The organism is Pseudomonas sp. OE 28.3 (assembly GCF_014268205.2).
In the GTDB taxonomy this organism is placed as follows: Bacteria; Pseudomonadota; Gammaproteobacteria; order Pseudomonadales; family Pseudomonadaceae; genus Aquipseudomonas; species Aquipseudomonas edaphica.
The window spans coordinates 5,843,060-5,869,991 of record NZ_CP077082.1 but is presented as its reverse complement, the minus strand read 5'-3'; the positions used below and the strand labels follow the sequence as shown (position 1 = coordinate 5,869,991).

The 26,932-nt window shown below is 59.2% G+C and carries 20 protein-coding genes; 8 read left to right on the top strand and 12 right to left on the bottom strand.

What is annotated here, in order from left to right:
• Positions 1-15: 15 nt before the first annotated feature.
• The 3 genes from HU759_RS26310 to HU759_RS26300 form a co-directional block, all read right to left on the bottom strand.
• The gene (locus tag HU759_RS26310; protein WP_017139306.1) at positions 16-762 is read right to left on the bottom strand and encodes a sulfite exporter TauE/SafE family protein; all 747 of its coding nucleotides are present in this window, start codon (positions 760-762) and stop codon (positions 16-18) included.
• A 259-nt stretch (positions 763-1,021) separates the two neighbouring features.
• Positions 1,022-1,519, bottom strand: a complete 498-nt coding sequence (locus HU759_RS26305) for a hypothetical protein (RefSeq protein WP_017139305.1) — start codon at positions 1,517-1,519, stop codon at positions 1,022-1,024.
• A gap of 385 nt (positions 1,520-1,904) precedes the next feature.
• On the bottom strand, positions 1,905-2,273 hold the full coding sequence (locus tag HU759_RS26300; RefSeq protein WP_017139304.1) for a PilZ domain-containing protein: 369 nt from the start codon (positions 2,271-2,273) through the stop codon (positions 1,905-1,907).
• A 173-nt stretch (positions 2,274-2,446) separates the two neighbouring features.
• Here HU759_RS26300 and HU759_RS26295 point away from each other — a divergent pair, with 173 nt between their 5' ends.
• The 3 genes from HU759_RS26295 to yjiA all read left to right on the top strand — a co-directional run bounded on the left by HU759_RS26295 (position 2,447) and on the right by yjiA (position 5,865).
• Complete coding sequence (locus HU759_RS26295) at positions 2,447-4,513, top strand: carbon starvation CstA family protein (protein ID WP_017139303.1); 2,067 nt, start codon at positions 2,447-2,449, stop codon at positions 4,511-4,513.
• Positions 4,514-4,528: 15 nt separating this feature from the next.
• On the top strand, positions 4,529-4,726 hold the full coding sequence (locus HU759_RS26290) for a YbdD/YjiX family protein (RefSeq protein ID WP_003194308.1): 198 nt from the start codon (positions 4,529-4,531) through the stop codon (positions 4,724-4,726).
• 131 nt (positions 4,727-4,857) lie between these two features.
• A complete protein-coding gene (gene yjiA, locus HU759_RS26285; protein ID WP_169987333.1) occupies positions 4,858-5,865 on the top strand; it encodes a GTPase in 1,008 nt (335 codons plus the stop codon).
• A gap of 185 nt (positions 5,866-6,050) precedes the next feature.
• Here the strand turns inward: yjiA and glyA are convergent, their stop codons facing one another.
• A complete protein-coding gene (glyA, locus tag HU759_RS26280) occupies positions 6,051-7,304 on the bottom strand; it encodes a serine hydroxymethyltransferase (RefSeq protein ID WP_053137906.1) in 1,254 nt (417 codons plus the stop codon).
• Positions 7,305-7,534: 230 nt separating this feature from the next.
• Positions 7,535-11,386 carry a bifunctional diguanylate cyclase/phosphodiesterase gene (locus tag HU759_RS26275; RefSeq protein ID WP_017139301.1) on the bottom strand — a complete coding sequence of 1,284 codons (3,852 nt, stop codon included), beginning with the start codon at positions 11,384-11,386 and terminating at the stop codon, positions 7,535-7,537.
• Positions 11,387-11,670: 284 nt separating this feature from the next.
• On the opposite strand from HU759_RS26275, the gene ettA reads away from it, so the two are divergent.
• Both ettA and gdhA read left to right on the top strand, forming a co-directional pair.
• Positions 11,671-13,335, top strand: coding sequence for an energy-dependent translational throttle protein EttA (gene ettA, locus HU759_RS26270; protein WP_056858231.1), 1,665 nt, complete (start codon positions 11,671-11,673; stop codon positions 13,333-13,335).
• A gap of 348 nt (positions 13,336-13,683) precedes the next feature.
• Positions 13,684-15,021 (top strand): NADP-specific glutamate dehydrogenase, encoded by a 1,338-nt coding sequence (gene gdhA / locus HU759_RS26265; protein ID WP_176991794.1) that lies wholly within the window; start codon positions 13,684-13,686, stop codon positions 15,019-15,021.
• Here the strand turns inward: gdhA and HU759_RS26260 are convergent.
• The 5 genes from HU759_RS26260 to HU759_RS26240 form a co-directional block, all read right to left on the bottom strand.
• Positions 15,018-15,506: a GreA/GreB family elongation factor gene (locus HU759_RS26260; protein ID WP_138452045.1), complete on the bottom strand. Its 489-nt coding sequence runs from the start codon at positions 15,504-15,506 to the stop codon at positions 15,018-15,020. The genes gdhA and HU759_RS26260 overlap by 4 nt on opposite strands.
• 112 nt (positions 15,507-15,618) lie before the next feature.
• Positions 15,619-15,972 carry a hypothetical protein gene (locus HU759_RS26255; RefSeq protein ID WP_186617085.1) on the bottom strand — a complete coding sequence of 118 codons (354 nt, stop codon included), beginning with the start codon at positions 15,970-15,972 and terminating at the stop codon, positions 15,619-15,621.
• A 248-nt stretch (positions 15,973-16,220) separates the two neighbouring features.
• Complete coding sequence (locus HU759_RS26250; RefSeq protein ID WP_017139296.1) at positions 16,221-16,526, bottom strand: chorismate mutase; 306 nt, start codon at positions 16,524-16,526, stop codon at positions 16,221-16,223.
• 288 nt (positions 16,527-16,814) lie between these two features.
• Positions 16,815-18,668 carry a DUF4105 domain-containing protein gene (locus tag HU759_RS26245; protein ID WP_186617083.1) on the bottom strand — a complete coding sequence of 618 codons (1,854 nt, stop codon included), beginning with the start codon at positions 18,666-18,668 and terminating at the stop codon, positions 16,815-16,817.
• 115 nt (positions 18,669-18,783) lie between these two features.
• Positions 18,784-19,272, bottom strand: a complete 489-nt coding sequence (locus HU759_RS26240; protein ID WP_017139294.1) for a DUF3015 domain-containing protein — start codon at positions 19,270-19,272, stop codon at positions 18,784-18,786.
• A 280-nt stretch (positions 19,273-19,552) separates the two neighbouring features.
• Between HU759_RS26240 and HU759_RS26235 the strand changes: the two genes are divergently transcribed.
• Both HU759_RS26235 and HU759_RS26230 read left to right on the top strand, forming a co-directional pair.
• On the top strand, positions 19,553-21,991 hold the full coding sequence (locus HU759_RS26235; RefSeq protein WP_056858239.1) for an ATP-binding protein: 2,439 nt from the start codon (positions 19,553-19,555) through the stop codon (positions 21,989-21,991).
• Between the two features lie 302 nt (positions 21,992-22,293).
• A complete protein-coding gene (locus HU759_RS26230) occupies positions 22,294-22,623 on the top strand; it encodes a hypothetical protein (RefSeq protein ID WP_099547625.1) in 330 nt (109 codons plus the stop codon).
• A gap of 358 nt (positions 22,624-22,981) precedes the next feature.
• Here the strand turns inward: HU759_RS26230 and HU759_RS26225 are convergent, their stop codons facing one another.
• The gene (locus tag HU759_RS26225; protein ID WP_017139292.1) at positions 22,982-24,805 is read right to left on the bottom strand and encodes a hypothetical protein; all 1,824 of its coding nucleotides are present in this window, start codon (positions 24,803-24,805) and stop codon (positions 22,982-22,984) included.
• Between the two features lie 162 nt (positions 24,806-24,967).
• On the opposite strand from HU759_RS26225, the gene HU759_RS26220 reads away from it, so the two are divergent.
• On the top strand, positions 24,968-25,456 hold the full coding sequence (locus tag HU759_RS26220; RefSeq protein ID WP_017139291.1) for a TIGR00645 family protein: 489 nt from the start codon (positions 24,968-24,970) through the stop codon (positions 25,454-25,456).
• A gap of 15 nt (positions 25,457-25,471) precedes the next feature.
• Here HU759_RS26220 and HU759_RS26215 read toward each other — a convergent pair whose 3' ends face one another.
• The gene (locus tag HU759_RS26215) at positions 25,472-26,905 is read right to left on the bottom strand and encodes a glycosyltransferase family 39 protein (protein WP_017139290.1); all 1,434 of its coding nucleotides are present in this window, start codon (positions 26,903-26,905) and stop codon (positions 25,472-25,474) included.
• Between the last annotated feature and the right edge of the window lie 27 nt (positions 26,906-26,932).

The following is a 26,932-nucleotide window of genomic DNA, read 5'->3' as shown; positions in this document are numbered from 1 at the left end:
TCCGTGAGAGCGTCACTACCAGAAGATCATTTTCAACGCCAAGGCAATCACGACTACGTTGAAAGCGCTTTCCATCCACTTATCGCCTTTCTGAAGAGCAAACTTGGCGCCCGCATTGGCGCCAAATAGCGTGCCTATGATCAGGCAACACCCGTACTGCCAATTAATAATTCCGCTGACACCGAATATTATTAACGAGCCGACTGAGAGGATGAGGCCACCCACCTTACGTGTGCCAATTGACTCACTGATCGTTTTTTTAAAAAATATAATATACAAATAAGTTGATAGCTTGGCCTGCCCGCCGAACAGGCCGCCGATCATGCCGACGGGAATAAACAGGATATACCCGCAAAAGCGCCTGAGCGAAGAAGGGGCCGTCTTCGGCGAGTGAGGCTTCCTGATGAGTGAAAGCCCCACCAGTAGCAGTGTCAGACCGCCAATGATTTTATGCAGCAGCGCCGGATCTATTTGCACGAGCAGACTTGCACCGACCAAGGCGCCAGCCAACCCAAGTGCGGCGGCGGGGGCCGCTAACCTGTAATCCACTTTTCCATTGTTATGAAAGTGTCTTAATCCGGCAAACATCGTCCCTACCGATGCCAGGCGGGCTGTCGCTATCGACGCCTGTGGGGATATTCCGAGCCAGATCATCACCGGCACTGTTAGAAATACACTGCCGCCGGTATTGGTGCCGATAAAACCCGTCATAACACCCAGTACGACCAACCCTGCGCCTATCAGCCACTCATGCTCAATCATATTGAAAGACCTGCATCCCTGATGACGTGCATTAATTGTTATTCGTTCAAGTAGAGGGGGTCTACCCAATGGTTGCAATTGCGGTCCCTACTATTAGCGGTTAGGTGCAGTTTTGCGGTGTGCACAAAGCTATATTCACCAATGATCGGACGACGGCGATCAAAGGTGTCGCCCATCGCTTTTGAAACAAGACTACTGAGTTTTAATACCTTTTGGCTTTTGCCGCTGCACAATATTGAATTGAAATGAAGATTTGTAATCAGTAGACATGTCTCAGTGATACCGCAGCGCCCGTCGCTACATTACGCTTTACTTGCGCTATGGCGGAGGCAAATGGCAAACTTCGACTGACGGTATAGCTGAGGTTGTATGCACCGCCCAACAAGTTGCAGACTGGAATGTTAAGCACTTTGCCCGCGAGGTCTAACAGAGCATGATCAATCGCACACTTGGCAAATAGATGCCCTTTGATCAGCGTGTCGAGTTGGCTCATGATAACTTCGAATGCGCAAGGGTCTTTTCCAATGATTGCCGGGCATAGATAACTTTCAAGGACGGCCAACATGGTTTCGGGAGTATCACCTTGAGCAGGATAGCGTCTTGAGATAGTTCCGGACTCTCCCCAACCTACCAAGCCAGTATCGGTGGTTAACTTTAATACTATATGCCGCCCCTTCGGGGTTATGTTGGTAGCGGTTTGGTAGGGGTTTTTATAGGGGATTTCGGTCAAGAAGATTTCGGCTTTGGCAATAAGCATGCTTTAACATCCTGTTAGAGGGCCGGGCTGGAAGGGCAGGTGAAATGTAGTTTATTAACTGTGTTTTTATCAAGCGCGCGAACCGTATCGTCTTAATGATCGATCATGAAAATAATTTCATTATTGGAAGTGTTGCTTTTTTTGAAAGGAGCGGCGTTGCATATTTTTCCCACCGAATTCAATGTGGATTGAGTTGTTACAGTTTTAATTAAAATGACGTATGTCGTTTTTGTGAAGGGTTTATATGTTTCCAGGTGGTCGTGCAGGCGGGGTTGTTATGATGATTTGATCTAAAGGTATGACTTTTATTGATGAGGATGTAGCGGAGGCTGGCGGGTGAGTGGATCTATTCAGACACCCGTAGCCTCTGCGGTTTAGAGGGTTTTCAAATCTCTAACAAGGCGCCCAGCTCACGCTCCAGTTCTTCATGATCGCCCACATTCAGCTCAATCAACCGCCGCAAATGGCCGATCGACTCCAGGTCTATGTGCTCACACACAAACCCCAACTGCCCATGATCATCGTGGGCCAGTCTGACCTGCATCTTTATATGCGCCTGCGGATCCAGACGGATATCCACATCAAACGGCTGAGCGCGATTGCCCTGCCAGTCATCAGGGCGCTGCACCAACAAACCTTTGAGCGACAGGTCCACCAATTGCACCGGCCAATTCCAGCGGTCTTGCGCAATGGTCGTTCGGGCATCAAAGGCAATACGCCGAAAACGGCGCCGATCTGACGGTTGCTCGCTCATGGTCAAACCCTCTGGAGATAAGGGGATTGTAGCCCTGCGCCATCATCGGGCCTTTATTTCTGCTTTTTTTACGGTTGCAAGGCTCTAGACCAACGTAGGGGGGTGGCCTTTAAGGCCAACAGCGCTAAACTCGGGCTGGCTGTCTTTCTGTCCACCCTGGCTGGAATATAAAAATGAAAAATAATAATAGCCTGCTACGCCACCTACCCTGGCTGGTGCTGGCAATCGTAGGAGCGTGCGCCTTGGGCGTAGTGGCCTTGCGCCGCGGCGAGGCGATCAACGCCTTGTGGATTGTGGTTGCTGCTGTCGCCATCTACCTGGTTGCGTACCGTTACTACAGTCTGTTCATCGCTAACAATGTGATGCAGCTCGATCCACGGCGGGCCACCCCCGCAGTGCTCAACAATGACGGCCTGGACTATGTGCCGACCAACAAACACATCCTCTTTGGGCACCACTTTGCGGCGATTGCCGGCGCAGGTCCGCTGGTCGGCCCAGTATTGGCGGCGCAAATGGGCTACCTGCCCGGCACGCTTTGGCTGATTGCCGGTGTGGTGCTGGCCGGTGCGGTGCAGGACTTCATGGTGCTGTTCCTGTCCACTCGTCGCAACGGCCGTTCCCTGGGGGACATGGTTCGCGAAGAGATGGGCCGCATTCCGGGGACCATCGCGCTGTTCGGCTGCTTCCTGATCATGATCATCATCCTCGCGGTGCTGGCGCTGATCGTGGTCAAGGCCCTGGCCGAGAGCCCGTGGGGCATCTTCACGGTGATGGCGACCATCCCGATCGCGATGTTCATGGGCGTGTACATGCGCTACATCCGTCCGGGCCGCATTGGCGAAATTTCGGTCATCGGCGTGCTGTTGCTGCTGGGTTCGATCTGGCTGGGCGGGCAGATTGCCGCTGACCCGGTGTGGGCCAAGGCTTTCTCGTTCACCGGTATCCAGATCACCTGGATGCTGATCGGCTACGGTTTCGTGGCGGCGGTATTGCCGGTGTGGCTGATTTTGGCACCGCGTGACTACCTCTCCACCTTCCTTAAAATCGGCACCATCATCGCTCTGGCGATCGGCATTCTGGTCACCATGCCAGAGCTGAAAATGCCGGCCCTCACCCAATTCATCGACGGCACTGGCCCGGTGTGGAAGGGCGGCCTGTTCCCGTTCCTGTTCATTACCATTGCCTGTGGCGCGGTCTCGGGTTTCCACGCGCTGATTTCCTCGGGCACCACGCCCAAGCTGCTGGATAACGAAGTCAACTCGCGCTACATCGGTTACGGCGCGATGCTGATGGAGTCGTTCGTGGCCATCATGGCCATGGTCGCCGCCTCGGTGATCGAGCCCGGCGTGTATTTCGCCATGAACAGCCCGGCTGCGGTGGTCGGTGGTGATGTGGTGACTGTGGCGCAAACCGTCAGCAGCTGGGGCTTTGCAATTACCCCGGAAGCCTTGACGGCCGTGGCCCATGACATCGGCGAAACCACCATCCTGGCGCGTGCCGGCGGTGCGCCGACCCTGGCGGTGGGTATCGCGCAGATCCTGCACAGTGTGCTGCCGGGTGAAAACACCATGGCGTTCTGGTACCACTTTGCGATCCTGTTCGAAGCATTGTTCATCCTGACCGCAGTCGACGCCGGCACCCGTGCGGGGCGCTTCATGCTCCAGGATTTGCTCGGCTCCTTCGTACCGTCGCTCAAGCGTACCGAGTCCTGGACCGCTAACTTGATTGCTACGGCAGGTTGCGTGGCGATGTGGGGTTACCTGCTGTACCAAGGCGTGATCGACCCGCTGGGCGGCATCAATACCTTGTGGCCGCTGTTCGGTATCTCCAACCAGATGCTCGCCGGTATCGCGCTGATGCTCGCCACCGTTGTGCTGATCAAAATGAAGCGCCAGCGCTACATTTGGGTGACCATGCTGCCGGCAGTCTGGCTGCTGATCTGCACCACCACCGCAGGCTTCATCAAGCTGTTCGACGCTAACCCGGCGATTGGCTTCCTGTCGCTGGCCAAGAAGTACAGCGATGCCCTGGCCAACGGCCAGATCCTCGCACCGGCCAAGAACATCGACCAGATGCAGCACGTGATCTGGAACGCTTACACCAACGCAACGCTGACGGCGCTGTTCCTGTTCGTGGTCTTCAGCATCCTGTTCTATGCGCTCAAGGTCGGCGTTGCCGCCTGGGGCAACAAAGAGCGCACGGACAAAGAAGCCCCGTTCCAGGCTGTACCGGACGCGTAAACGAGGATTGCAACCATGTTCAATGACATCAGTCGCCTCGGTAAATACCTCGGTCAGGCCGCGCGCCTGATGGTCGGCATGCCCGACTACGACACCTACGTCGAGCATATGCAAACCAAGCACCCGGACAAACCGGTGATGGACTACAAGGCGTTCTTCCGCGAACGCCAGGAAGCCCGTTACGGTGGCAAGGGTGGGCCTAAGTGCTGCTGACCCGGTATTCGGGTTAGCGCTTCTCCCTGTGGGAGCAAGGCTTTATGTGGGAGCTGGCTTGCCTGCGATAGCATCACCTCGGTCTGCCTGATAGACCGAGTTGCTTGCATCGCAGGCAAGCCAGCTCCCACATGGGTCTGCTCCCACATTTGTTTCTGTGTTTCTTCAAGGAGAATTTTTTGTCCTCTCCCATCCCTGTCACCATCCTCAGCGGCTTCCTCGGCGCCGGCAAAACCACCTTGCTGCGCCACCTGCTCAAAGCCGAGCACGGCCTTAAAATCGCCGTGATCGAAAACGAATTCAGTGATGCCGGCATCGACACCCAACTGTTGGGCGCCGAGCCTGTACAAGTCATGACCCTGTCCAACGGTTGCGTGTGCTGCACCATCCACACCGACCTGACCAAAGCCCTGTACCTGCTGCTCGAACGTCTGGACAGCGGCGAGATCGCCTTCGACCGCCTGGTGATCGAGTGCACCGGCCTGGCCGACCCTGCGCCCGTGGCCCAGACCTTTTTCATCGACGAGGAGCTGCGCGAGCGCTACATCCTCGACGGCATCATCACCTTGGTGGACGCGGCCCATGCTGAGCACCACCTGACCCAGACCATCGCCCAGGCTCAGATCGGTTTTGCCGACCGCCTGCTGGTGAGCAAGCGTGATCTGGTGGATGAGGCATCCTTCGACGCCCTCAGCCAGCGCTTGACCCGCATCAACCGCCGTGCGCCGATTCGCGTGGTCGACCACGGCAAAATCGACCTGGCCGAACTGCTCGACGTGCGCGGCTTTAATCTCAACGCGGGCATGACCCTGCGCCCGGTCAGTGCCGCGCCGTCCATCGACCGTATTTCCAGCCTGGTGCTGCGCACCGACCAGCCGCTGGATATCGACCGGCTCAGCGAGTTTATGAACGAACTGCTGGAGGACCATGGCAAACAACTGCTGCGCTACAAAGGCGTACTGAATATTGCCGGGGAAGACCGGCGCATGGTGTTCCAGGGCGTGCTCAAGCTTTACGGTTTCGATTGGGACACCGAATGGGCCGAGGGTGAGGCGCGCGAAAGTGTGATTGTGTTTATTGCTGATGAGTTGCCGGAAGCCAAAATTCGCGAGGGCTTTGCCCGGGTCTACCAACCCTGACTCGAAATGCATTCAAAATGTGGGAGCTGGCTTGCCTGCGATGGCGGTGGGTCAGCTAATGATGTGCCAACTGACAGGCCGCTATCGCAGGCAAGCCAGCTCCCACATTGAACCGTATTTCAATTTGAGAACGGCCATAAAAAAGCCCGGCTCAAGAGCCGGGCTTTTTATTCAAGCAACTGCAATCAAGCGCCGTACACCGGCAGTTTTTTGCAGATGGCCTTGACCTTCTCACGGACCGCGTCAATCACGGCTTCGTTGTTCAGGTCAGCCAGGATGTCGCAGATCCAGCCGGCCAGTTCCTTGCACTCTGCTTCTTTAAAGCCACGAGTGGTCACAGCCGGGGTGCCGAAGCGCAGGCCGGAGGTGACGAACGGCGAACGTGGGTCGTTCGGCACGGAGTTTTTGTTCACGGTGATGAAGGCTTTGCCCAGTGCGGCGTCAGCGTCTTTACCGGAGATGTCCTGCTTGATCAGCGACAGCAGGAACAGGTGGTTTTCAGTACCGCCGGACACCACGTCAAAGCCGCGCTCGATAAACACGCTGGCCATGGTCTGGGCGTTCTTCACCACTTGCTGCTGGTAAGTCTTGAACTCAGGCTGCAGGGCTTCTTTGAAGCAGATCGCTTTAGCGGCGATCACGTGCTCCAGCGGGCCACCTTGGGCGCCTGGGAATACGGCAGAGTTCAGCTTCTTCTCGATCTCGGCGTTGGCGCGAGCCAGGATCAGGCCGCCACGTGGACCGCGCAGGGTCTTGTGCGTGGTGGTGGTCACGACGTCAGCGAAAGGCACCGGGTTCGGGTAGACGCCAGCGGCGACCAGACCGGCTACGTGAGCCATATCAACGAAGAGATATGCGCCGACTTTGTCAGCGATAGCGCGGAAACGTGGGAAATCCAGGATCTGCGAGTAGGCAGAGAAACCGGCCACGATCATTTTTGGCTTGTGCTCAACGGCCAGGCGCTCGACTTCGTCGTAGTCGATCAGGCCGTTGGCATCGATACCGTATTGAACGGCGTTGTACAGCTTGCCGGAGGAGGAAACGCTGGCGCCGTGGGTCAGGTGACCGCCGTGGGCCAGGCTCATGCCCAGGATGGTGTCGCCGCCTTGCAGCAGGGCCAGGTACACGGCGCTGTTGGCTTGGGAACCGGCGTGTGGCTGAACGTTGGCGTAATCGGCGCCGAACAGTTCCTTGGCACGGTCGATTGCCAGTTGCTCAACCACGTCGACGTACTCGCAACCACCGTAGTAGCGCTTGCCTGGGTAGCCTTCGGCGTATTTGTTGGTCAGAACCGAACCTTGAGCCTCCATCACCGCAGGGCTGGTGTAGTTTTCCGAAGCGATCAGCTCAATGTGCTCTTCCTGGCGCACGGCTTCTTGCTCCATGGCGGCGAAGAGATCGGCGTCGTACTTGGCAATAGTCAAATCACGGCTGAACATGGCGGTCCTCAAGGATCGGGGGCAGAAAAGGAAGGCATTCTAACCCAATGGGTTTTAGATGGCATATGAAAGGACATCATGTCGCGGACAAGTGGGGCTCATCCAGGGATGGGCGGTGCCTGTACTGGCCCTATCGCAGGCATGCCAGCTCCCACACCTGAAGGTATTCACAATTCAAAATGTGGGAGCTGGCTTGCCTGCGATAGGGCCATCAGCCCCACCACAAGGCTTCAGTCGAACATGAACAGCGCATCATTGCTGAACTGCGCTTCAAACCGATTTGCCGGCATCGGCCGCCCAAACAGATAACCCTGCACCTCATCACAGCCATGTTCACGCAGGAAATCCAGCTGCTCATGGGTTTCGACGCCCTCGGCGATCACCGCCAGGTTGAGGCTGTGGGCCATGGCGATAATCGCGCGGGCAATTTGCGCGTCCTGCTCGCCGGACGGCAGGCCGTCGACGAAAGTTCGGTCGATCTTCAACACATCGATGGGGAATTGCTTGAGGTAGTTGAGCGACGAATAACCGGTGCCGAAGTCGTCCACCGCAATGCTCAGGCCCAGGTTTTTCAGGCTGGCGAGGATCTGCATGGCCTCGTTGACTTCGCGCATCAGGATACTTTCGGTCAGCTCCAGCTCCAGGCACGCCGGCGGCAGGCCGGTGTCCTTGAGAATAGTGGCGATGCGTTCGCCCAACTGCCCATCGGAGAATTGACGCGCCGAGATGTTCACCGAGACTTTCGGCACGCGCACCTTGTTCTGGTGCCAGGTCTTGAGCTGGCGGCAGGCTTCCGCGATCACCCAGTCGCCCACGTCCACCACCAGCCCCAATTCCTCCAGTACCGGGATGAAGTCCCCCGGCGGCACCAGCCCACGGCGCGGGTGACGCCAGCGCAGCAGGGCTTCGGCGCCGGTCAGGCGCTTGCCGTCGCCGCTGAACTGCGGTTGGTAATACAGCACGAATTCGTTCTGGTCCAAGGCGTGGCGCAGGTCGCTCTCCAGCTCCAGGCGCTCCAGGGCGCTGGCATTCATGTCCGCCTGGTAGAACTGGAAGTTGTTCTTGCCGCGCTCTTTGGCGTGGTACATCGCCGTGTCGGCGTTTTTCATCAGTTGGCTCAGTTCGTTGCCGTCCTGCGGGCTTAAGGCGATGCCGATACTGGCGGTCACAAAGAACTCGCGGCCCTCCAGCACAAATGGCTTCACCAGGCTTGCCAGGATCTGCTCGGCCACGGTAATTGCACGGTTCAGCGCCATCTCGCGGCTGACCCGCGGTTGCAGCAGCAAGGTGAACTCGTCGCCGCCCATACGTGCCACGGTGTCGTCTTCGGCCACGCAGCCCAGCAGGCGGGTGGCCATTTCCTTGAGCATGCGGTCGCCGGCGGCGTGGCCCAGGGAGTCGTTGATCGGTTTGAAACGGTCGAGGTCGAGGAACATCAGTACCACCCACGACTTTTGCCGTTCGGCCGACTGCAGCGCGGTGTGCAGGCGGTCCTGGAACAGTGTGCGGTTGGGCAGGTGGGTCAGGGCGTCGTAATACGCCAGGCGGTGGATGCGCTGCTCGCTGGCCTTGCGCTCGCTGATATCACTGAAGAAACACACGTAGCTGGCCAGGTCGCCTTCATCGTCGAATACGGCGGTAATGCCGACCCAGGCCGGGTAATGCTCGCCATTGCGACGCTTGAGCCACACTTCACCTTCCCAGGTGCTGTGCTGATGCAACTGCTTGAGCACGTAACGCAGGTGCGCCTCCTGCTGTTCATCCACCGTGAGCATGTTCGGCAATTGATCCAGCACGTCTGCCACTGCATAGCCGCTGACCCGGCTGAACGCCTCGTTGGCCTGCACGATATAACCGGCCGGGTCGGTGATCAGGATCGCCGAGGTTGAGTGCTCGAATACCGTGGCCGCCATGCGCAGGTCTTTTTCGGCGCGGCGTTGCTGGCTGATATCGCGGCCCACACCCAGGATGCCTTCAAACGCGCCGTGTTCGTCCCAAACCAGCACCAGGCGCAACTCGATCGGCACCTTGCGGCCGTCGGCGCGCAGGCAGTCGAACAGGAACAGTTGGGTGTGGATATCATCACGCAGTCTGTTCAGCGCCTCGGGGTCGCCGAGCGCACGGCTGACCTGTTCCACCAAACTGTAGATGCCGGTCAGTTGCTGCGGGTTGGCGATGATCGACTGCCAGCCGTTCTTGAACACCCAGTCCACGTCATAACCCAGCACGGCGTTGACTGATGGGCTGATGTAATTGAGCGCAAGCTGGCTGTCGGTGGAGCAGATCACGTCGCTGATGCTTTCGGCCAGCATGCGGTAGCGCTGCTCGCTGTCACGCAGCGATTCACTGGCTTCGATCTGGTCGGTGATGTCCTTGGCCACGCCGATGATCCGCGTGACCACAGCGGTTTTATCCCGCGCCAGCGCTTGCTCACGGATATCAAAGCGCCGCCACTGGTTATTGCGATGGCGAAAGCGCAGCTGGCATTGCAGTTGGGTGGTGTAGCCGACCTCGCGCTGTTGCAGGCGCAAGTCGTGGTAATACTCGGCATCCTCGGGGTGCAGCAGGATTTCCCAGAAGTACTCGCCCATTTGCTGCAGTTCGGCCTTGTTGTAGCCGAGGGTATGGCCCAAATGGTGGTTGCTGAAAATCATGCGCTGGCTGATCACGTCCTGCACATACAGGTGATCAGGCACGGTGCGCACCACGTCCGACCAGAAACTCTCACGCTCCACCAGCGACAGTTCGATCAGCTTGCGGCTGGTGATATCGCTGATGCTGAGAATCACGGCCTTGAAGTCGTCCTGCTGCTCCGGCAGGCGCATCACCAGCCACAGATATTGGTCATTGCCGGCCACGTCATTGAGCTGGATTTCCAGCTCCAGCTGTTTTTGCTGGGTCAGAACGGCTTCGAGCACTTGATAGCCGATGGCGGTGGCATTGCTTGGGCAATCATCGATCAGGCGTTCCCAGGCTTGCTCGCATGAGCCGACATTCAGCAGGCGCACGGCCACCTGGTTGACCTCGGTAATGCGCAGTTCCTTGAGCAGTTGCTGGCGCCCGGCGGTGTTGTTGAGCAACCAGACCTGCAATTGCTCACGGGTCTGCACGTGGGTCTTGTCAAAAAACGCCTTGAGCCCCGACAGATCCAACACGCACAGGGCCACGCCGGTGCCTTCGAAAATATCCTGATAACGCCGGCGGCCTTCATGCACCTGGCGCTGGCGGCGGCGCATGTTCAGCAGCACGATCAGCGGGATCAGCGAGAACGCCAGGCCCAGCAGGCATTTGCCGATAAACGCCGGCAGCAGTTGCTCCAGCACCGCGCTGCGGTCAAACAGGCCGCGCAATTGCCAATCGCTTTTACTCAGGGGCGTAACCAGCACGCTTTTGTTCAATTCATCCGGCGTCAGCGCCGCGGCCCATTGCGCAGGCATGCCACTGTCGCGGCTGACCACGCGGTGGTTCAGGCGGTTCTCGATGGCCCACATCGGCCGCTGGCCCTGGCCGTCCTGGCGGGTGAGGTTGCTCAGGTAGCTGGGCGCCAGGCGCAAGGCCCAGTACATTTTCGAGCCGCCGCTGGGCTGCTGAAGCAACAGATAGATCAGGGTGCCGTCGGGGCTGTTGCTCAAGTAATAAGGTTGCGAGTGGCTGCGCTGCACCAGCTCTTCAAGCCAGGCGCGGTCCTGGCTGCCTTTGGCGCTGTCGCTGATCAGCGCGCCGCTGGGGGCGAGCAGGGCGAAACTGCGCAGCTCCGGCAACGAGCGTTGCAAGGTGCGCATCAGCGCCTGTTGTTGCTCGTCGTTGCGCGGCGGCTCGACCATCGGCAGCAGGTTCAAGGCGATTTTCGCGCTCAGGGCCATGTTCAGGCTGATCTGTTCAGCCAGGTCGGCGCTGTAATCGATGGTGTATTGCTGTTGGTTTTTCTGGTTTTGCTGCAGTTGGTCCAACAGCTGCCAGAACAATAACGCCAGCAGCACCAGCACCAGCATCGCCAGTGCGCCTTTTAAAGTGCCGTGCAGGGGCGCGCCCGGCGCTATATGAGCGGCGCGCAAGGGCGTGGGCGGCGTGACTTTGGACAAGCTGTGATCCTGCGGTTTGGCTGGACTGGCGCGCGACGTGCACTATAAGCCGGACGCCCGGAGGGCGGCTAGCATGCCTTGCCTTGTGGCAAAGTGCCAGCCCCGCTTGGCTGGACTGCCCAAGCGCATTCAGGTAGCTTTGCCGGTTACGCGGGGGCGTTCCAGCCCCAGACATTCAGGCTTTTTCCGCTCGCAGGCATTGATGATAGTCAACGGCCCGCGCGGCGCATGGCCTGCACGGGCTTCGCCCGCTTAATTCATCAGTCACTGACGCTAGGTTCACCATGGCTCAATACGTCTTCACCATGCATCGGCTGGGAAAAGTTGTTCCGCCGAAGCGGGAAATCCTGAAAAACATTTCGCTGTCCTTCTTCCCCGGCGCCAAGATCGGCGTGCTCGGCCTCAACGGTTCGGGTAAGTCCACGCTGCTGAAAATCATGGCCGGCGTCGACACCGAGTTCGAAGGCGAAGCGCGCCCGATGCCCGAACTGAACATCGGCTACCTGCCGCAAGAGCCGATCCTGGACCCGACCAAGACCGTGCGTGAAGTGGTCGAAGAAGCGGTGGCCGTGATCAAGAACGCCCAGGCCCGCCTGGACGAGGTCTACGCCGCCTACGCCGAAGAAGATGCCGACTTCGACAAGCTGGCCGCTGAACAGGCCAAGCTCGAAGCCATCCTGCAGGCTGGCGACGGCCACAACCTGGAGCGCCAGCTGGAAGTCGCCGCCGACGCGCTGCGTTTGCCAGCGTGGGATGCCAAGGTCGAATTCCTCTCCGGCGGTGAAAAACGCCGTGTGGCCCTGTGCCGCCTGCTGCTGTCGGCTCCCGACATGCTGCTGCTCGACGAACCGACCAACCACTTGGACGCCGATTCCGTCGCCTGGCTGGAGCACTTCCTGCACGATTTCCCGGGCACCGTGGTAGCGATCACGCACGACCGCTACTTCCTGGACAACGTCGCCGGCTGGATCCTCGAGCTCGACCGTGGCGCCGGTATCCCTTACGAGGGCAACTACTCCGGTTGGCTGGAAGCCAAGTCCGACCGTCTGGCCGCCGAATCCAAGCAGCAATCGGCCCACGAAAAAGCCATGAAGGAAGAACTGGAGTGGGTGCGCAAAGGCGCCAAGGCCCGCCAGTCCAAATCCAAGGCACGTCTGCAACGCTTTGAAGAAATGCAGTCGCAGGAATTCCAGAAGCGCAGCGAAACCAACGAGATCTACATCCCGGCCGGCCCGCGCCTGGGTGACAAGGTCATCGAATTCAAGAACGTCTGCAAAGGCTATGGCGACCGCGTGTTGATCGACAACCTGTCGTTCTCCATGCCAAAAGGCGCGATCGTCGGCGTTATCGGTGGTAACGGTGCGGGTAAATCCACACTGTTCCGCATGCTGATGGGCAAGGAAACCCCGGATTCGGGCAGCATCGAAATCGGTGAAACCGTGCAACTGGCCTGCGTGGATCAAAGCCGCGAAGACCTGGACGGCAGCAAAACGGTATTCCAGCAAGTCTCCGAGGGGTCCGACCAGATCCGCATCGGCAACTATGAGATTCCGTCGCGCACTTACGTCGGCCGTTTCAACTTCAAGGGCGGCGATCAACAGAAGTTCGTCAAGGACCTGTCCGGTGGTGAGCGCGGTCGCTTGCACCTGGCACTGACCCTGAAAGAAGGCGGCAACGTGTTGCTGCTCGACGAACCGTCCAACGACCTCGACGTTGAAACCCTGCGTTCCCTGGAAGAAGCCCTGCTGGACTTCCCGGGCGCCGCCATTGTGATCTCTCACGATCGGTGGTTCCTTGACCGCGTCGCGACGCACATCCTGGCGTACGAAGATGACTCCCAAGCGGTGTTCTTCGAAGGTAACTACACCGAGTACGAAGCGGACCGTAAGAAGCGTTTGGGTGATGCTGCTGCCCAGCCGCACCGTGTACGGCACAAAAAACTGGCCTGAGTTGGGTTGGTTTGAAAAAGCGGAGCCTTCGGGCTCCGCTTTTTTTTGCGTGTGTTTCAGGAGGACCGAGGTGGATTTATCGCAGGCAAGCCAGCTCCCACCTTCGGCCGCATTTCAAATTGGCAACCCGATCAAATGTGGGAGCTGGTTTGCCTGCGATAGCGGTTTATCTGTTGGTGCATTTACTGATTTGAAATCCCCTTAATGGTGCAAAAAATCATAGTAATTTATATATAAAGCACCATTTAAATTCACAAAGGCGACATTTTGCGCTTTTCAGGTGCAACATGAATTGCTAAGGTCCGGCTCAATCTCATTTAAAAACAATCAATTTGCCGAGACTTCTCCATGATCGAATCTGTCGAATCCTTCCTTTCCCGCCTCAAGAAACGCGACCCCGACCAGCCGGAATTTCACCAGGCCGTAGAAGAAGTCCTGCGCAGCCTGTGGCCGTTTCTTGAAGCCAACCCCCACTACCTGACGTCGGGCATTCTGGAGCGCATCTGCGAGCCGGAACGCGCGATTACCTTCCGGGTATCGTGGGTGGATGATCACGGCAAGGTGCAGGTCAATCGCGGGTTTCGCATCCAGATGAACAGCGCCATCGGCCCCTACAAAGGCGGCCTGCGTTTTCACCCGTCGGTGAACCTGGGCGTGCTGAAATTCCTCGCCTTCGAACAGACCTTCAAAAACTCCCTGACCTCGCTGCCCATGGGCGGCGGCAAAGGCGGCGCGGACTTCGACCCCAAGGGCAAGAGCGACGCCGAAGTGATGCGCTTCTGCCAGGCGTTCATGAGCGAGTTGTACCGCCATATCGGCGCAGATGTGGATGTGCCGGCTGGCGATATCGGCGTGGGTGCGCGTGAAATCGGCTTCCTGTTTGGCCAGTACAAACGCCTGAGCAACCAGTTCACCTCAGTGCTGACCGGCAAAGGCATGGCCTACGGTGGCAGCCTGATCCGCCCTGAAGCCACCGGCTTTGGTTGCGTGTACTTCGCTGAAGAAATGCTCAAGCGCAACGGCCAGCGGGTTGAGGGCAAGCGCGTGGCCGTCTCCGGTTCCGGCAACGTCGCGCAATACGCAGCGCGCAAAGTCATGGACCTGGGCGGCAAGGTGGTTTCCCTCTCCGACTCCGAAGGCACCTTGTACGCTGAAAGCGGTTTGACCGAGGAGCAATGGTCGGCGCTGCTGGAGCTGAAAAACGTGCAGCGCGGCCGCATCAGCGAACTGGCCGGGCGTTTCGGCCTGGAGTTCCGCCAAGGCAAAACGCCTTGGGAGTTGGCCTGCGATATCGCGCTGCCCTGCGCGACCCAGAACGAACTCGACGCCGACGCCGCCCGCACGCTGCTGCGCAATGGCTGTATCTGCGTGGCCGAAGGCGCCAATATGCCAACCACGCTTGAGGCTGTGGATATCTTTATCGAGGCGGGCATTCTGTTCGCACCGGGCAAAGCCTCCAACGCCGGTGGCGTGGCCGTGAGTGGCCTGGAAATGTCGCAGAACGCCATGCGCCTGCTGTGGACCGCGGGCGAAGTCGACAGCAAATTGCACAACATCATGCAGTCGATCCACCATGCCTGCGTGCATTACGGCGAAGAAAACGGCCGGGTCAACTACGTGAAGGGCGCGAACATCGCGGGCTTTGTGAAAGTCGCTGATGCGATGCTGGCCCAAGGCATCGTCTAGGCCTCGGGTTCAACCCGCAGCACTTCGATCAACTGATCGCCGACGGGGCGCTTCCACAGTACTTCGTCGCCGACCTGGGCGCCCAGCAATGCGCGGCCCAGCGGTGAGCCCCAGTTGATCAGATGGGCGTGGGCGTCGGCCTGGTCTTCGCCGACCAGTTGAATGCGCTGCTGCTCGTCCTGCTCGTTGGCAAAGGTGACCCAACTGCCGATTTGCACCTTGTCGGTAGACGTCGCTGGTGGCATCACCTGGGCGCTTTGCACACGCTGGTTGAAGTAGCGCAAATCGCGCTCAAGGTCCGCCAGGCGTTGCTTATTGTCCTGGGCGGATTCGAGGCTGTATTCCTGCTGCAACTGCGCAACCTTGGCCTGCAACTGCGCTAACCCTTGCGCGGTGAGACGATTGGGCTGCTCACTCACCAGGCGCTCCACCGGCTGGTCGGCCTGGGCGGCGGCGTTGTCTTCATTTACAAAAGCTCGGCTCATGGAGTTCTCCCTCTATGGAGTTTGGGCCATGGTCGCCGCGTGATCGTTCCCACGCTCTGCGTGGGCATGCAGCCCTGGACGCTTTGCGTCCGCTTTTCAGAAAAACCACCTACTACTGGCGATAGACGCGGGCAGCGTCGCGATCCTTCTCCTGTTGCCAGGCGCGTTCACGGTCATCCCAGTGGTTGTCCTTGTAGTCGCGCAACTCCTCGTTCTCGCGCATGGCCTTGCACTGGCGAAAGCCATCTTCCCAGCCTTCGGCGTATTCACGGTCTTTGAGATAGCGCGGCACATTCTTGCGAAACTCCCCACTGATGACCCCAGCGGCCTGGCGACCACTGCTGCAACCGTCGTCAAAGCCATCGGCAAAGGCGGGAGGATAACCCTTGGCGATCAAATCCTGATGGGTGGACTGGCAACCCGACAACCACACTAGCGCACACAGCATTACCGCAGACCGCCACATGGCGTACTCCCTGGCCGCTTTACGGCTGATAGGGGAAGTCTAGTCAGGGATTTGTCGGGGAGGCGTGAAAGGGCGGTGAGAAAAGTGTTGAGTTAAAGGGCCAGGCCACGCTCTGCGCGGGAACGATCTAAAGACAGGCGCTGTCCTGTGGCGAGGGAGCTTGCTCCCGCTGGGGCGCGGAGCGGCCCCAAAAGATCGGGTCTGCTGCGCAGCCCAACGCAGGGCAAGCCTGCTCGCCACAAAGGGGGTTATGTCGTCTGGTCGGTCGTCAATGCGGCATGTTCAGCCAGCTCTTGCTGAATAAACGCCGCAATCATTGCGCGATACACCTGCTCAGTGACCTCAGGGTTGGCGCCCACCGCCTCGGATAAACCCCGCACTTTGGCGATCACCTGTTCAACCCGTTGTGGCGCCTTGACGCCATCGGCGTCTTTCTTAAAGCGCGCAGCCTGGGAAACGTAGTGGCCGCGCTCGGCCAGCAGGGTGACGATTTGTTGGTCGAGGCGGTCGATGTTTTCGCGGACTTGTTCAAGGGAGGTGCAGTTAACAGCCATGTTGATGGAACTCCTGATTGCGATGTGTCGGGATATGCACGGACCAAATGTGGGAGCGCGCGTGCTCGCGAAAGCGGTGAGTCAGTCAATGCATCATTACCTGGACGACCGCCATCGCGGGCAAGCCCGGCTCCCACCTTTGAACTGTGAACGGCGCAGAGCTCAAGTCAGGCGCAAAAAAGTGTGGGAGCTGGCTTGCCTGTGATGGCGGTATGTCAGCTAAAAATCAACAACTGACACTCCGCCATTGATCGTTCCCACGCTCTGCGTGGGAGCGATCTGGTGTGGTTAGTAGTGATACCACTTCACTTCAAGCATCACTTCATTCACGGGCGTCGACAAATGGCTGTACTCACGCTGGGCACTCAACCGCAGGCCCAGGTTGCGCGACAACTCCCACTGCTGGTTAAGGCTGATACTGCGCCGCACTTCGCCATTGGTGAAGAAATCACCCTTGGCCTCAAGGCTCAGATTCCCCAGCGGGTTTTTCCACAGCACGCCGGTGTTGAACCCGGCAGCCGGTGAGATGGCTTCGCTGAAGTCGTTGTTATGTTCCACACGCACGGTGCCGAGGGCAAAACCCAGCATGTCGTCGGTGAGTTGCCAGGTACCGCCGGCGCCGCCGTTGACGTGGGCGACGAGGGTTTCGTCGTCGTGCTTGCCTGGCACGCGCTCCAGGCCGCCGGTCACTTGCCATGACCACGGCTGCAACAGCGCATTACGCGGGGTCAGGGAGCGGATGGTGGCCAGGTCCAGCTGTTGCAGTTGCCAGTGGTTGCCTTCGTATTGGCGCAGTTTCATCTGCAAAATTTCAATCTGCGCGCCCAGCGGGAAGCCTTCGGCGTTGTCGTTGAGGTCGTGGTAGGCCATGCGCAGGCCGTATTCGCCGAAGGTTTTGCTGCCGCGGGTGCCGATGCCGGCTTGCCAGGTGCGCGACTCGTGGCCGTCTTCGGGCAGGCCGGGGCGTTCGATTTTAAGGTCGGGCGCCGGGTTCTGGTTGATCGCGCGCAGCAGTTCGAAGCTGCGTTGCGAGCGTTCGGTGTCGCGCTCCAAGCCATTGGCGCGGTAGCGGCCGAGGCGATAGGCGGCGTCGATAATCAGTGCCTGACGCTCGCGGGGCAGGGCCTTGAAGGCCGGTTCCTGCAACTGCTTCTGGTCGTCGCTGATTTTCAGCACCCATTGCTGCTCGTCGCCATTCAGCGGTTTGGCGCGTTCGAGCAGTTCACGTTCGCGGGACGGGCGATAGTCGATTTTCTCCACCAAACCCGCTTCTTTTACCGCTTTGACGGTGTCGGTGGGGATCGCCGTGAGCGGGAATTGCTCGGTCAGGCGCAGGCTCGGGCGCGCCACTTGCAGCAGTTCCAGCAGGCGATAGGAGCAGTTTTCATCAAAGAAGAAGTAGTCGAACTGGATCTGCTTGAGCTCCCACACGTGCTCGACCATGCGCTTGGTCTCGACTTCGGTGAGGTTCAGGCGGTATTCCCACAGGTCGCGGTTTTCGAGGCTGCGGTACTCCGAGAGCTTTTCCTGGTACGGCACCAGCGCGAACAGGCCGGGGTAGCCGCCCATCAGGCCTTTCCAGGCGTAGAGGATGCTGTTGTCGGAGCCTTCGATATAGGCGCCGAAGTTGATCGCGTAGCTCAGCAGCGCGGTGTTGTTGCTCTGCACGTCAGCCTGGTCGATACGCAGCAGGGTGTGGCCGAACATCGACGACGGGCTGTTGAGGTAGGCCGCCGGGAAGATCATCACCGCGCTATGGGGCGCGACGTCTTTGAACCATTGGGTGAATTCTTTGCACTCCAGCGCGGGCAAGTCGGTGAGGTTCAACTGACTCTTGAGCCAGCGGGTACGTGCGGGGTAAACGCATTGGGCGTGCTTTTCGCCGAGGCTGGCCGGGGCGTACAGCGCCTCCACGGTGGCCTGCAGTTCCTGGTCCGGGTGGTGGGCGCCATCGGGGGCGAGGAAGAACTTTTTGTCGCTGACATAGCTGCGCCAGCCCTTGAGCTTGCCGGCTTCGTAATGGCCCAAAGACAGCCAGAACGGATCGTTGGCCAGTTGCTGCAAACGTTGATCATCAATATGCGGCGCCGCGTACAGCGGGGCGCAGGCGAAGAGTGCCAGCCAGGCAAAGCGTTTGAGCATAAGGGCAACTTAAGTCGGAAGTAGTGAGACCCAAAGGGGAGGCGGGCCCAAAAATAGAACCAAAAATAAAACCAGAAATAAAACCCGCACCTCGAAAGGCGCGGGCGGGTCGAGCTTAAGCCTGGGTGGCGTATTTGGCCAGGCGGGTATCGCTTTTCAGTACAGCCAGGGTGTTGTTGTGCACGTCGTCGGCGGTCACGTCAGCTTTGCTGAAGATCTGCTGGAAGTGCTCGTGGGTCACGGCCGCGAAGTGCTCGCGATCTTCCGGTGCAACGCCCAGTACCACCGCGTAGGTGGTCAGCGCTTCGCCGTTGCCTTTGGCCATGTCTTCGGACAGCTCGTTCATCATGCCATTCATGGCAATCCAGGACTTGCCGCCGTAGGTCAGGGCGCTGTTGGTGCTGCAACCGTTGGTGCCCGAGGTCATGCCGAAAGTGGCGTTACCCGAGGTGCCGTTGGTGGTGGAAGCGAGGAAGTGAGCGGGAGTACCGCGCTGGCCTTCGAACAGCATGTTGCCCCAACCGCAGTTCGGGCCACCTGGCGATTCAGCCATTGCATTGAGGGAGACAACGGTGAAGAGAGTACCAAGAAGGATCCGTTTCATAGCTTTGTTCTCTTTGTGTGCAAACCAATGGACAAGGGTTCAGGCGCGTCGCAGCGCCCTAGGGGCCAGTTATTAGTCCAACCCGCGCAGTTTGGAGTTTAGGCACGTTCCTAGGGTTCCGTTATTTTTTATAAAACAATCGGTGTGGTTGTCGAGCGTGGCAGCGATTTTTTTGTAAGACGCATCCCCTGTCTATGCTTTCCCACAGGCTCGCCTTGCCAGAGCGCGTCAGCGAGAGCCAGAATGCCGTCATCTGCCCCGCCTGATGTAAGGAAGCCCGATGCCTGATCCTGTTGCTGCCAGCTTGCGTCTAGCGCCCGAAGCGCTGACTCGCCCTTTCTCCGCTGAACAGTTCAGCTTCTCGACCACCAATGATTTGGAGCCCTTTCGCGGTGTGCTTGGCCAGGAACGCGCAGTAGAAGCGTTGCAGTTCGGTGTGGCGATGCCACGCCCCGGTTACAACGTGTTTGTCATGGGCGAGCCCGGTACCGGCCGCTTTTCGTTCGTCAAACGCTACCTGAAAGCCGAAGGCAAACGCCTGCAGACCCCGGCGGACTGGGTCTACGTCAACAATTTTGACGAGCCGCGCGAACCGCGTGCCCTGGAATTGCCGGGCGGCGCTGCGGCGGCGTTCATCGCCGATATCAACGGCTTGGTCGACAACCTTGTCGCCACGTTCCCGGCCGTGTTCGAACACCCGACCTATCAACAGCGCAAAAGCGCCATCGACCGCGCCTTCAACCAGCGTTACGACAAGGCCTTGGACGTGATCGAGCGCCTGGCGCTGGAAAAAGACGTGGCGCTGTACCGCGACAGCTCCAACATCGCCTTCACGCCGATGCTCGACGGCAAGGCGCTGGACGAAGCTGAGTTCTCGCAACTGCCGGAAGTCGATCGCGAGCGCTTCCACACGGATATTTCCGAGCTGGAAGAGCGCCTCAACGAAGAACTGGCCAGCCTGCCGCAGTGGAAGCGTGAGTCCAACAACCAACTGCGCCAATTCAACGAAGAAACCATCACCCTGGCCCTGCAACCTTTGCTGGCGCCTCTGTCGGAAAAATACGCGGAAAACGCAGGCGTTTGCGGTTACCTGCAAGCCATGCAGGTCTACCTGCTGAAAACCGTGGTTGAGCAATTGGTCGACGACGCCAAGACCGACGCCCAGGCGCGCAAGCTGCTCGAAGAGCAATATTGCCCAAGCCTGGTGGTGGGCCATTCGGTCAATGGCGGCGCGCCGGTGGTGTTTGAGCCGCACCCGACCTACGACAACCTGTTCGGCCGTATCGAATACAGCACCGACCAAGGCGCGCTCTACACCACCTATCGCCAGTTGCGTCCGGGCGCGTTGCACCGTGCCAATGGCGGTTTCCTGATCCTGGAAGCCGAGAAAATGCTCAGCGAGCCGTTTGTGTGGGACGCGCTCAAGCGCTCCTTGCAGTCGCGCAAGCTGAAGATGGAGTCGCCGCTGGGCGAGCTGGGCCGCTTGGCCACCGTGACCCTCAACCCGCAGATGATCCCGTTGCAGGTCAAGGTCATCATCATCGGCTCGCGCCAGCTGTACTACGCGTTGCAGGACGCCGACCCGGACTTCCAGGAGATGTTCCGCGTGCTGGTGGACTTCGACGAAGACATCCCGATGGTCGACGAAAGCCTGGAACAGTTCGCCCAGTTGCTCAAAACCCGCACCTCGGAAGAAGGCATGGCGCCGTTGACCTCGGACGCGGTGGCGCGGTTGGCCACTTACAGCGCACGGTTGGCGGAACACCAAGGGCGTCTGTCGGCGCGCATTGGCGACTTGTTCCAACTGGTCAGCGAGGCGGACTTTATCCGCCACCTGGCGGGCGACGAGATGACTGATGCCGGCCATATCGAACGGGCGCTCAAGGCCAAGGCCACGCGCACCGGGCGTGTATCGGCGCGGATTCTCGACGACATGCTCGCCGGGGTCATCCTGATCGACACCGCCGGTGCGGCGGTCGGCAAGTGCAACGGGCTGACCGTGCTGGAAGTCGGTGATTCGGCGTTCGGCGTGCCGGCGCGGATTTCCGCCACGGTGTACCCGGGCGGCAGCGGCATTGTCGACATCGAGCGCGAAGTTAACCTCGGCCAGCCGATCCACTCCAAGGGCGTGATGATCCTCACCGGTTACCTGGGCAGCCGTTATGCCCAGGAATTCCCGCTGGCGATCTCGGCCAGTATCGCGTTGGAGCAGTCCTACGGTTACGTGGACGGTGACAGTGCGTCGTTGGGCGAGGCGTGTACCTTGATTTCGGCCTTGTCGAAAACGCCGCTCAAGCAGTGCTTTGCCATCACCGGCTCAATCAACCAGTTCGGTGAAGTGCAGGCGGTGGGTGGGGTCAACGAGAAGATCGAAGGCTTCTTCCGCCTCTGTGAAGCACGCGGCTTGACCGGCGAGCAGGGCGCAATCATCCCGCAGGCCAACGTGGCCACGCTGATGCTCGACGAGAAGGTGCTGCAAGCCGTGCGCGACGGGCAGTTCCATATCTATGCCGTGCGCCAGGCCGATGAGGCGCTGAGCCTGTTGGTGGGCGAGCCTGCCGGTGAGCCGGACGAAGAAGGGCAATTCCCCGAAGGCACAGTGAACGCGCGCGTGGTTGAGCGGTTGCGTGCGATCGCCGAGATGATCAGTGAGGATGATTTGAAGGAGGCGGAGAAGGAGCTGGCCCAGCAGGCGTTGGCGCAAACCCAGCCAACCTGATCTGCTGTTCGGAACGCGGTAAATGTGGGAGCTGGCTTGCCTGCGATAGCGGTGGGTCAGCCAGCAGAAGTGTCGGCTATGAGTCAGTCATCGCAGGCAAGCCAGCTCCCACATTGGATCGGTGGTGTTTCGTCACAAAATTGACTCCCATTTCAGGGACCAACGCCCGTTGGTCCCTACAACCTTGGTTTGTACTGGTTTTCTTCTATTCTGACTTTTAGGGATATCCACAGGAGTCGCAGGACAGAGACAGCCTCCCCGCGTGATTGAGGCTGAACACCGATCTACCGAGGGTCGCCGCCATGTCGCGCAACCTTTGCCTTACCCGCCAATGCCTGGGCCTGGTCACCCGTATCGAATGCTCCATTCGCCCGCTCGCGGGGGATAACGGCATGTGGACCTTATTGTTTGCTGCCGGCATGACCGGCGAGCAGCCGTCCACCATCAAGTCCCAAGGCCCGTTCCATGGGCCATTCGTGGCGGAAACCATTCTGGAGTCGATTGTGCAAAGCCTGACCTTGCACGGCTATGCGCTGGCCGATGACCCGCAGATCTGGTGCCTGCACCTGCAGGCCCATCTGCGACAACTTAACGGCGGGCGCTCGCACCCGGTCAGCGATACCCACCACTGATCGTTCCCACGCTCCGCGTGGGAATGCCGCCCCGGACGCTCCGCGTCCCGCAGCCAGCGCAGGTTCAAGCCGTGGGCAGGTGACGCGGAGCGTCACAGGATGCATTCCCACGCGGAGCGTGGGAACGATCGATAGCCTGACGTTGCATGGCTATGCGCTGCTGATGACCTGCAGATCTGCGACAACTCAACGGCGGGCGAGGGCGATTGGCGCTGTGATGATCGTTCCCACGCTCCGCGTGGGAATGCCGCCCCGGACGCTCCGCGTCCCGCAGCCAGCGCAGGTTCAAGCCGTGGGCAGGTGACGAGGAGCGTCACAGGATGCATTCCCACGCGGAGCGTGGGGACGATCGGCGGGGTTATTTGCTCTCGGGCTTATCCAGCTTGACCTCAAAACCGTATTGCACGGTGTTCAGTTCGGTGCGCTGGTAGCTTTCCAGGCTGGTCGGCTGGCCGTAGAAGTAATGCACATCAAACAGCGCCGTGCCGTATTCCTCTGCGCGGTGGCTCACGCCGAGAATTTCCTTGAGGTACTTGCCCGTGGCGTCCTTGGCGTAGAAGCGCCAGCTGTCGGCGGGGAATTCCTTTTGGTCGACGATCAGCGCGTTGTCCTTGAGCGACAGGCCTTTAGGCAGCTTGGCCACGTCTATCGTGTTTTTTTCGATGGTGGCCAAAAACAGCGGCACCGAGCCCACCACAAAGGCCGGGTTTTCCGGGAACAGGTTGAGGTCATAGGTGAGTGTGCCGCTGCCGGCGTTCAGCTCGAAGGCCTCGGTGGGCAGTTCAATCGGCTCGCCGCGCTCGCCTTTGTCGTCCGCCGTGAAGAAGGTGATGGGCGCGTCGCTGTTGTTGCGATCAGCACCGACCAGGTCGTCATTGAACGTGAACGGGTGGTCAAACACGATCTTCGCCGCGCTGGCGTCTTCGGTCGACTGGGTGATGGTCACGCTTTTTTTCAGCTGGTCCTCGGTCATGGCGGCGTCTTTAAGCCAACTGGCGGCGCTGTCGTCGTACACGGTGACCGGCATCGGCAGCGCTTGCACGCTGCTTTGCAGGCTGTTCTTGTCGAAGCGCTGCACCGGCAGGTCCAGGTCTTTGCGGGTGAGGGTGGCTTTGGAGAAGTCCAGTACATCGACCTGCAGGGTGTCGATCAGGCCATTGAAATACACCTTGGCGTAGTGGCTGCTCTGTTTGTGCTCGAAGGCTTTTTGTTCGTCGGTGAGTTGTTTTTCAAAGGCATCCGACCAGGCCTTCTGCTTTTGCATCTCGGCCAGTTGTTTCTCGTAGAACGCCACTTGCGCGGCATTTTCGTTGATTGAACCCGAGCGGGTCAGGTACTGCCCGGTGCTGTCGCGGGCCTGCACCAGCAATGGGTTGGGCGATTCATCGCCGACTTCCGGCGCCAGCGGTTCGCTGTTGGTCAGTTCAATCTCGGCGTAGTTTTTTTCAAGCAACAGCAGGTTGAGGGTGATATTGCCTTCGGTGCGCTTGTGGCCTACGTCTTTTTTCGACAGGTCGAAGGTCAGCACCTTGCCCGGCGCGACCACTTCAACCGAGCCTTTGAGGCTGACGGGCTGCGGCTGGCTCTTGTTGTCGGTCTCGACGCCTTCGATAAACGGGTAGGTCACGGTCAAGTCATCGGGGTTGGTCAGGTTGGAGCTGCTGGGGCTCAACTGGATACCCGGGTCGGTTTCCGACCATTCCGGCTGGAAGGGGATGACTTTATTGTTGCTCAAGGTCACCGACTGCCATTCCAGGCCGTGGGGGAAGGGGAACTGGTCGGGGCTGTTGAAGCTGAACGGGAATACCGGCTGCAAATCGGTCAGGTAGTCGGAGTGCGAGGCTTTGCGCAGCACGAACAGGCCGTTGATGTAGGTGTCGACCAAGGCTTGGGGCGTGGGGTAGTGCGTGAGCAGGGCCAGGGTATCTTCACCGTATTCGGCTTCGATAGGCTTGTTGGCGAGCTTGACGCGCGCCCGTTCCAGCAACAGCAGGGAGCCGCCGAGGTCGGCGATGGCGTCTCTGAGTTTGGGGTCTTGAATGCTGTCCAGCGATTGTTCGAACTTTGCGGTTTTCTCTTCGAGGGTGGCCTGCTTCTGCTCTTCTTTCGGGGAGCAGCCACCAGCCATCAGCAACACCGCACACAGGCCAAGGGTGGCCAAAGGGGATCGCACATCCGTCATCTGAATCTTCCTGTCCGACATCATCGAGCCGAGTGAGAGGACTCGACACTAGCAGAAAAATTCTCTTACAGATGCCGTACAGATCAGTTTTCTCGTGGTTCCAGCTGTTTGGAGGCGGCTGGTATACTCGCGGCCATTTTTAGCCTGGCTGTGTGAGATCTGATGGAACGCTTTATCGAAAATACGATGTACGCCTCGCGCTGGCTGCTGGCGCCGATTTACCTGGGGCTTTCCCTGGGTCTGCTGATCCTGGCGCTGAAGTTTTTCCAGGAAATCATCCACGTCCTGCCCAACATCTTCACCATGTTGGAATCGGAAGTGATCCTGTTGCTGCTGTCGTTGATCGACATGGCGCTGGTCGGCGGTTTGCTGGTGATGGTGATGATTTCCGGCTACGAGAACTTCGTCTCGCAGCTGGATATCGATGAGAACAAAGAAAAGCTCAACTGGCTGGGCACCATGGACTCTTCGTCGCTGAAGATGAAAGTGGCGGCTTCCATCGTGGCGATTTCGTCCATCCACCTGCTGCGCATCTTCATGGACGCCAAGAACGTCGATCCGCAGCATTTGATGTGGTACGTGATCATCCACATGACCTTCGTGGTCTCGGCGTTTGCCATGGGTTACCTGGACAAGCTCACCAAGCACTGATGCCCCGCGTTAGCCTTACTGCGTCACAAAGTAGTAAGGCTGGCGGCCGATCTTCATTTCCTTGATCACGTTGACCTTCTCGCTCAACTGTTCGGTGCGGTCCAGCAACGCAATGTTGCCGGGCTTGGCGGTGAGGAAGCTGCGCAACTCGGCTTCGGTCTGCAGGATCGGCAAGTACGCCTGCAGATAGAACACGCTGGCCCCGGCGATACGCTCGTTAGGCTGGAACAGCACCACGTCCTTGCCTTCGGTTTGAAAGGCTTTGGCCTGGCTGATCACCGGCACGAACGACTCGCGTTTGTCGGCCTTTGGCGCGAACCAGAACGCGGCGCTCATATAGCTGAGGATGGCCAGGGTAAAAGCACCGACGATCACACGCCGGTGGTAGCGGTAAATCGCCGGTTTGTGGGCTTTAAGCCATTCCAGCAACACCCCGGCATATTCCGCGGCGAGCACGGCGGCGGCTGGCGTGAGGGCCATCAAATAAACCGTGCGTTTACTCGACGCCAGGGTCAGCAGGGTGAACTGCGCCACCAGCCACACGCTGAAAAACAGGCGGTAGCGGTTGCGCACCAGGCTTTTGCGAAAGTGCCACAGGCCCAGGTACACCAGGATATTCCACGGCAAAAAGGCTTCGGGCAGCTTGGCGATGTAGTAGTAGATCGGTTCGTAATGCCCGGCCTCGACGAAGGAGCCGCTGAAGCGTCCTACGCTGTTGGTCCACAGCACTTCAGCCACCGCCTGCATACCGCCGCGCTGGAACAGGAAGCCCAGCCAGATCAACAGCGGCACCAGCGCCAGCAGCGTGAACAACGCCGGCTTGAGCCAGTCGCCGATGCGCAGGCGTTTATCCATCAGGCTGGTGCTGAGCAAATACACAAAAATCACAATGCCCGGCATCGCCAGGCCCAGCACGCCTTTGCTCAACGTGGCGATGACCATGCCGACGGTAAACATCGCCCAGGCCCAACCACTTGAGCCTTCGCGATCAGTCCGCACGGCCTGGTAGAACCCCAGCAGCGCTGTGGTCACGCCGAGGCTGAGCAATGAGTCCTCGCCCACGCCGCGCACATTGCCCCAGTAACTGGCCATGGTCGCCAGGATCAGCGCGGCGCAGAACGCCAGGGTTTGCGGCCGCCCGAACTTGCGCAGCATCGCGTAAAACAGCATCACACTGAACAACCCGGCGAACGCCGACGCCAGGCGCACCGCCCAACTGGTGCCGCCAAACAGGCGAATGGCGCCAGCATCCAGCCACAGGCTCAGGGGTGGTTTTTCCAGGAAGGGTTCACGGAACAGGCGCGGGATCACCCAGTCATTGTCCAGGTGCATGGCCATGGCGATCCCGGCGACGCGGGCTTCGGTGGAGCCTTGCAGCTCATGGCTGCCAAGGGCGAAGAAGAACAACACAGCAACGAGAAGGAGCAGCAGAGGAACGGGACGCGTCATGGTTCTGGCTACCGAAGCAGGGGACCG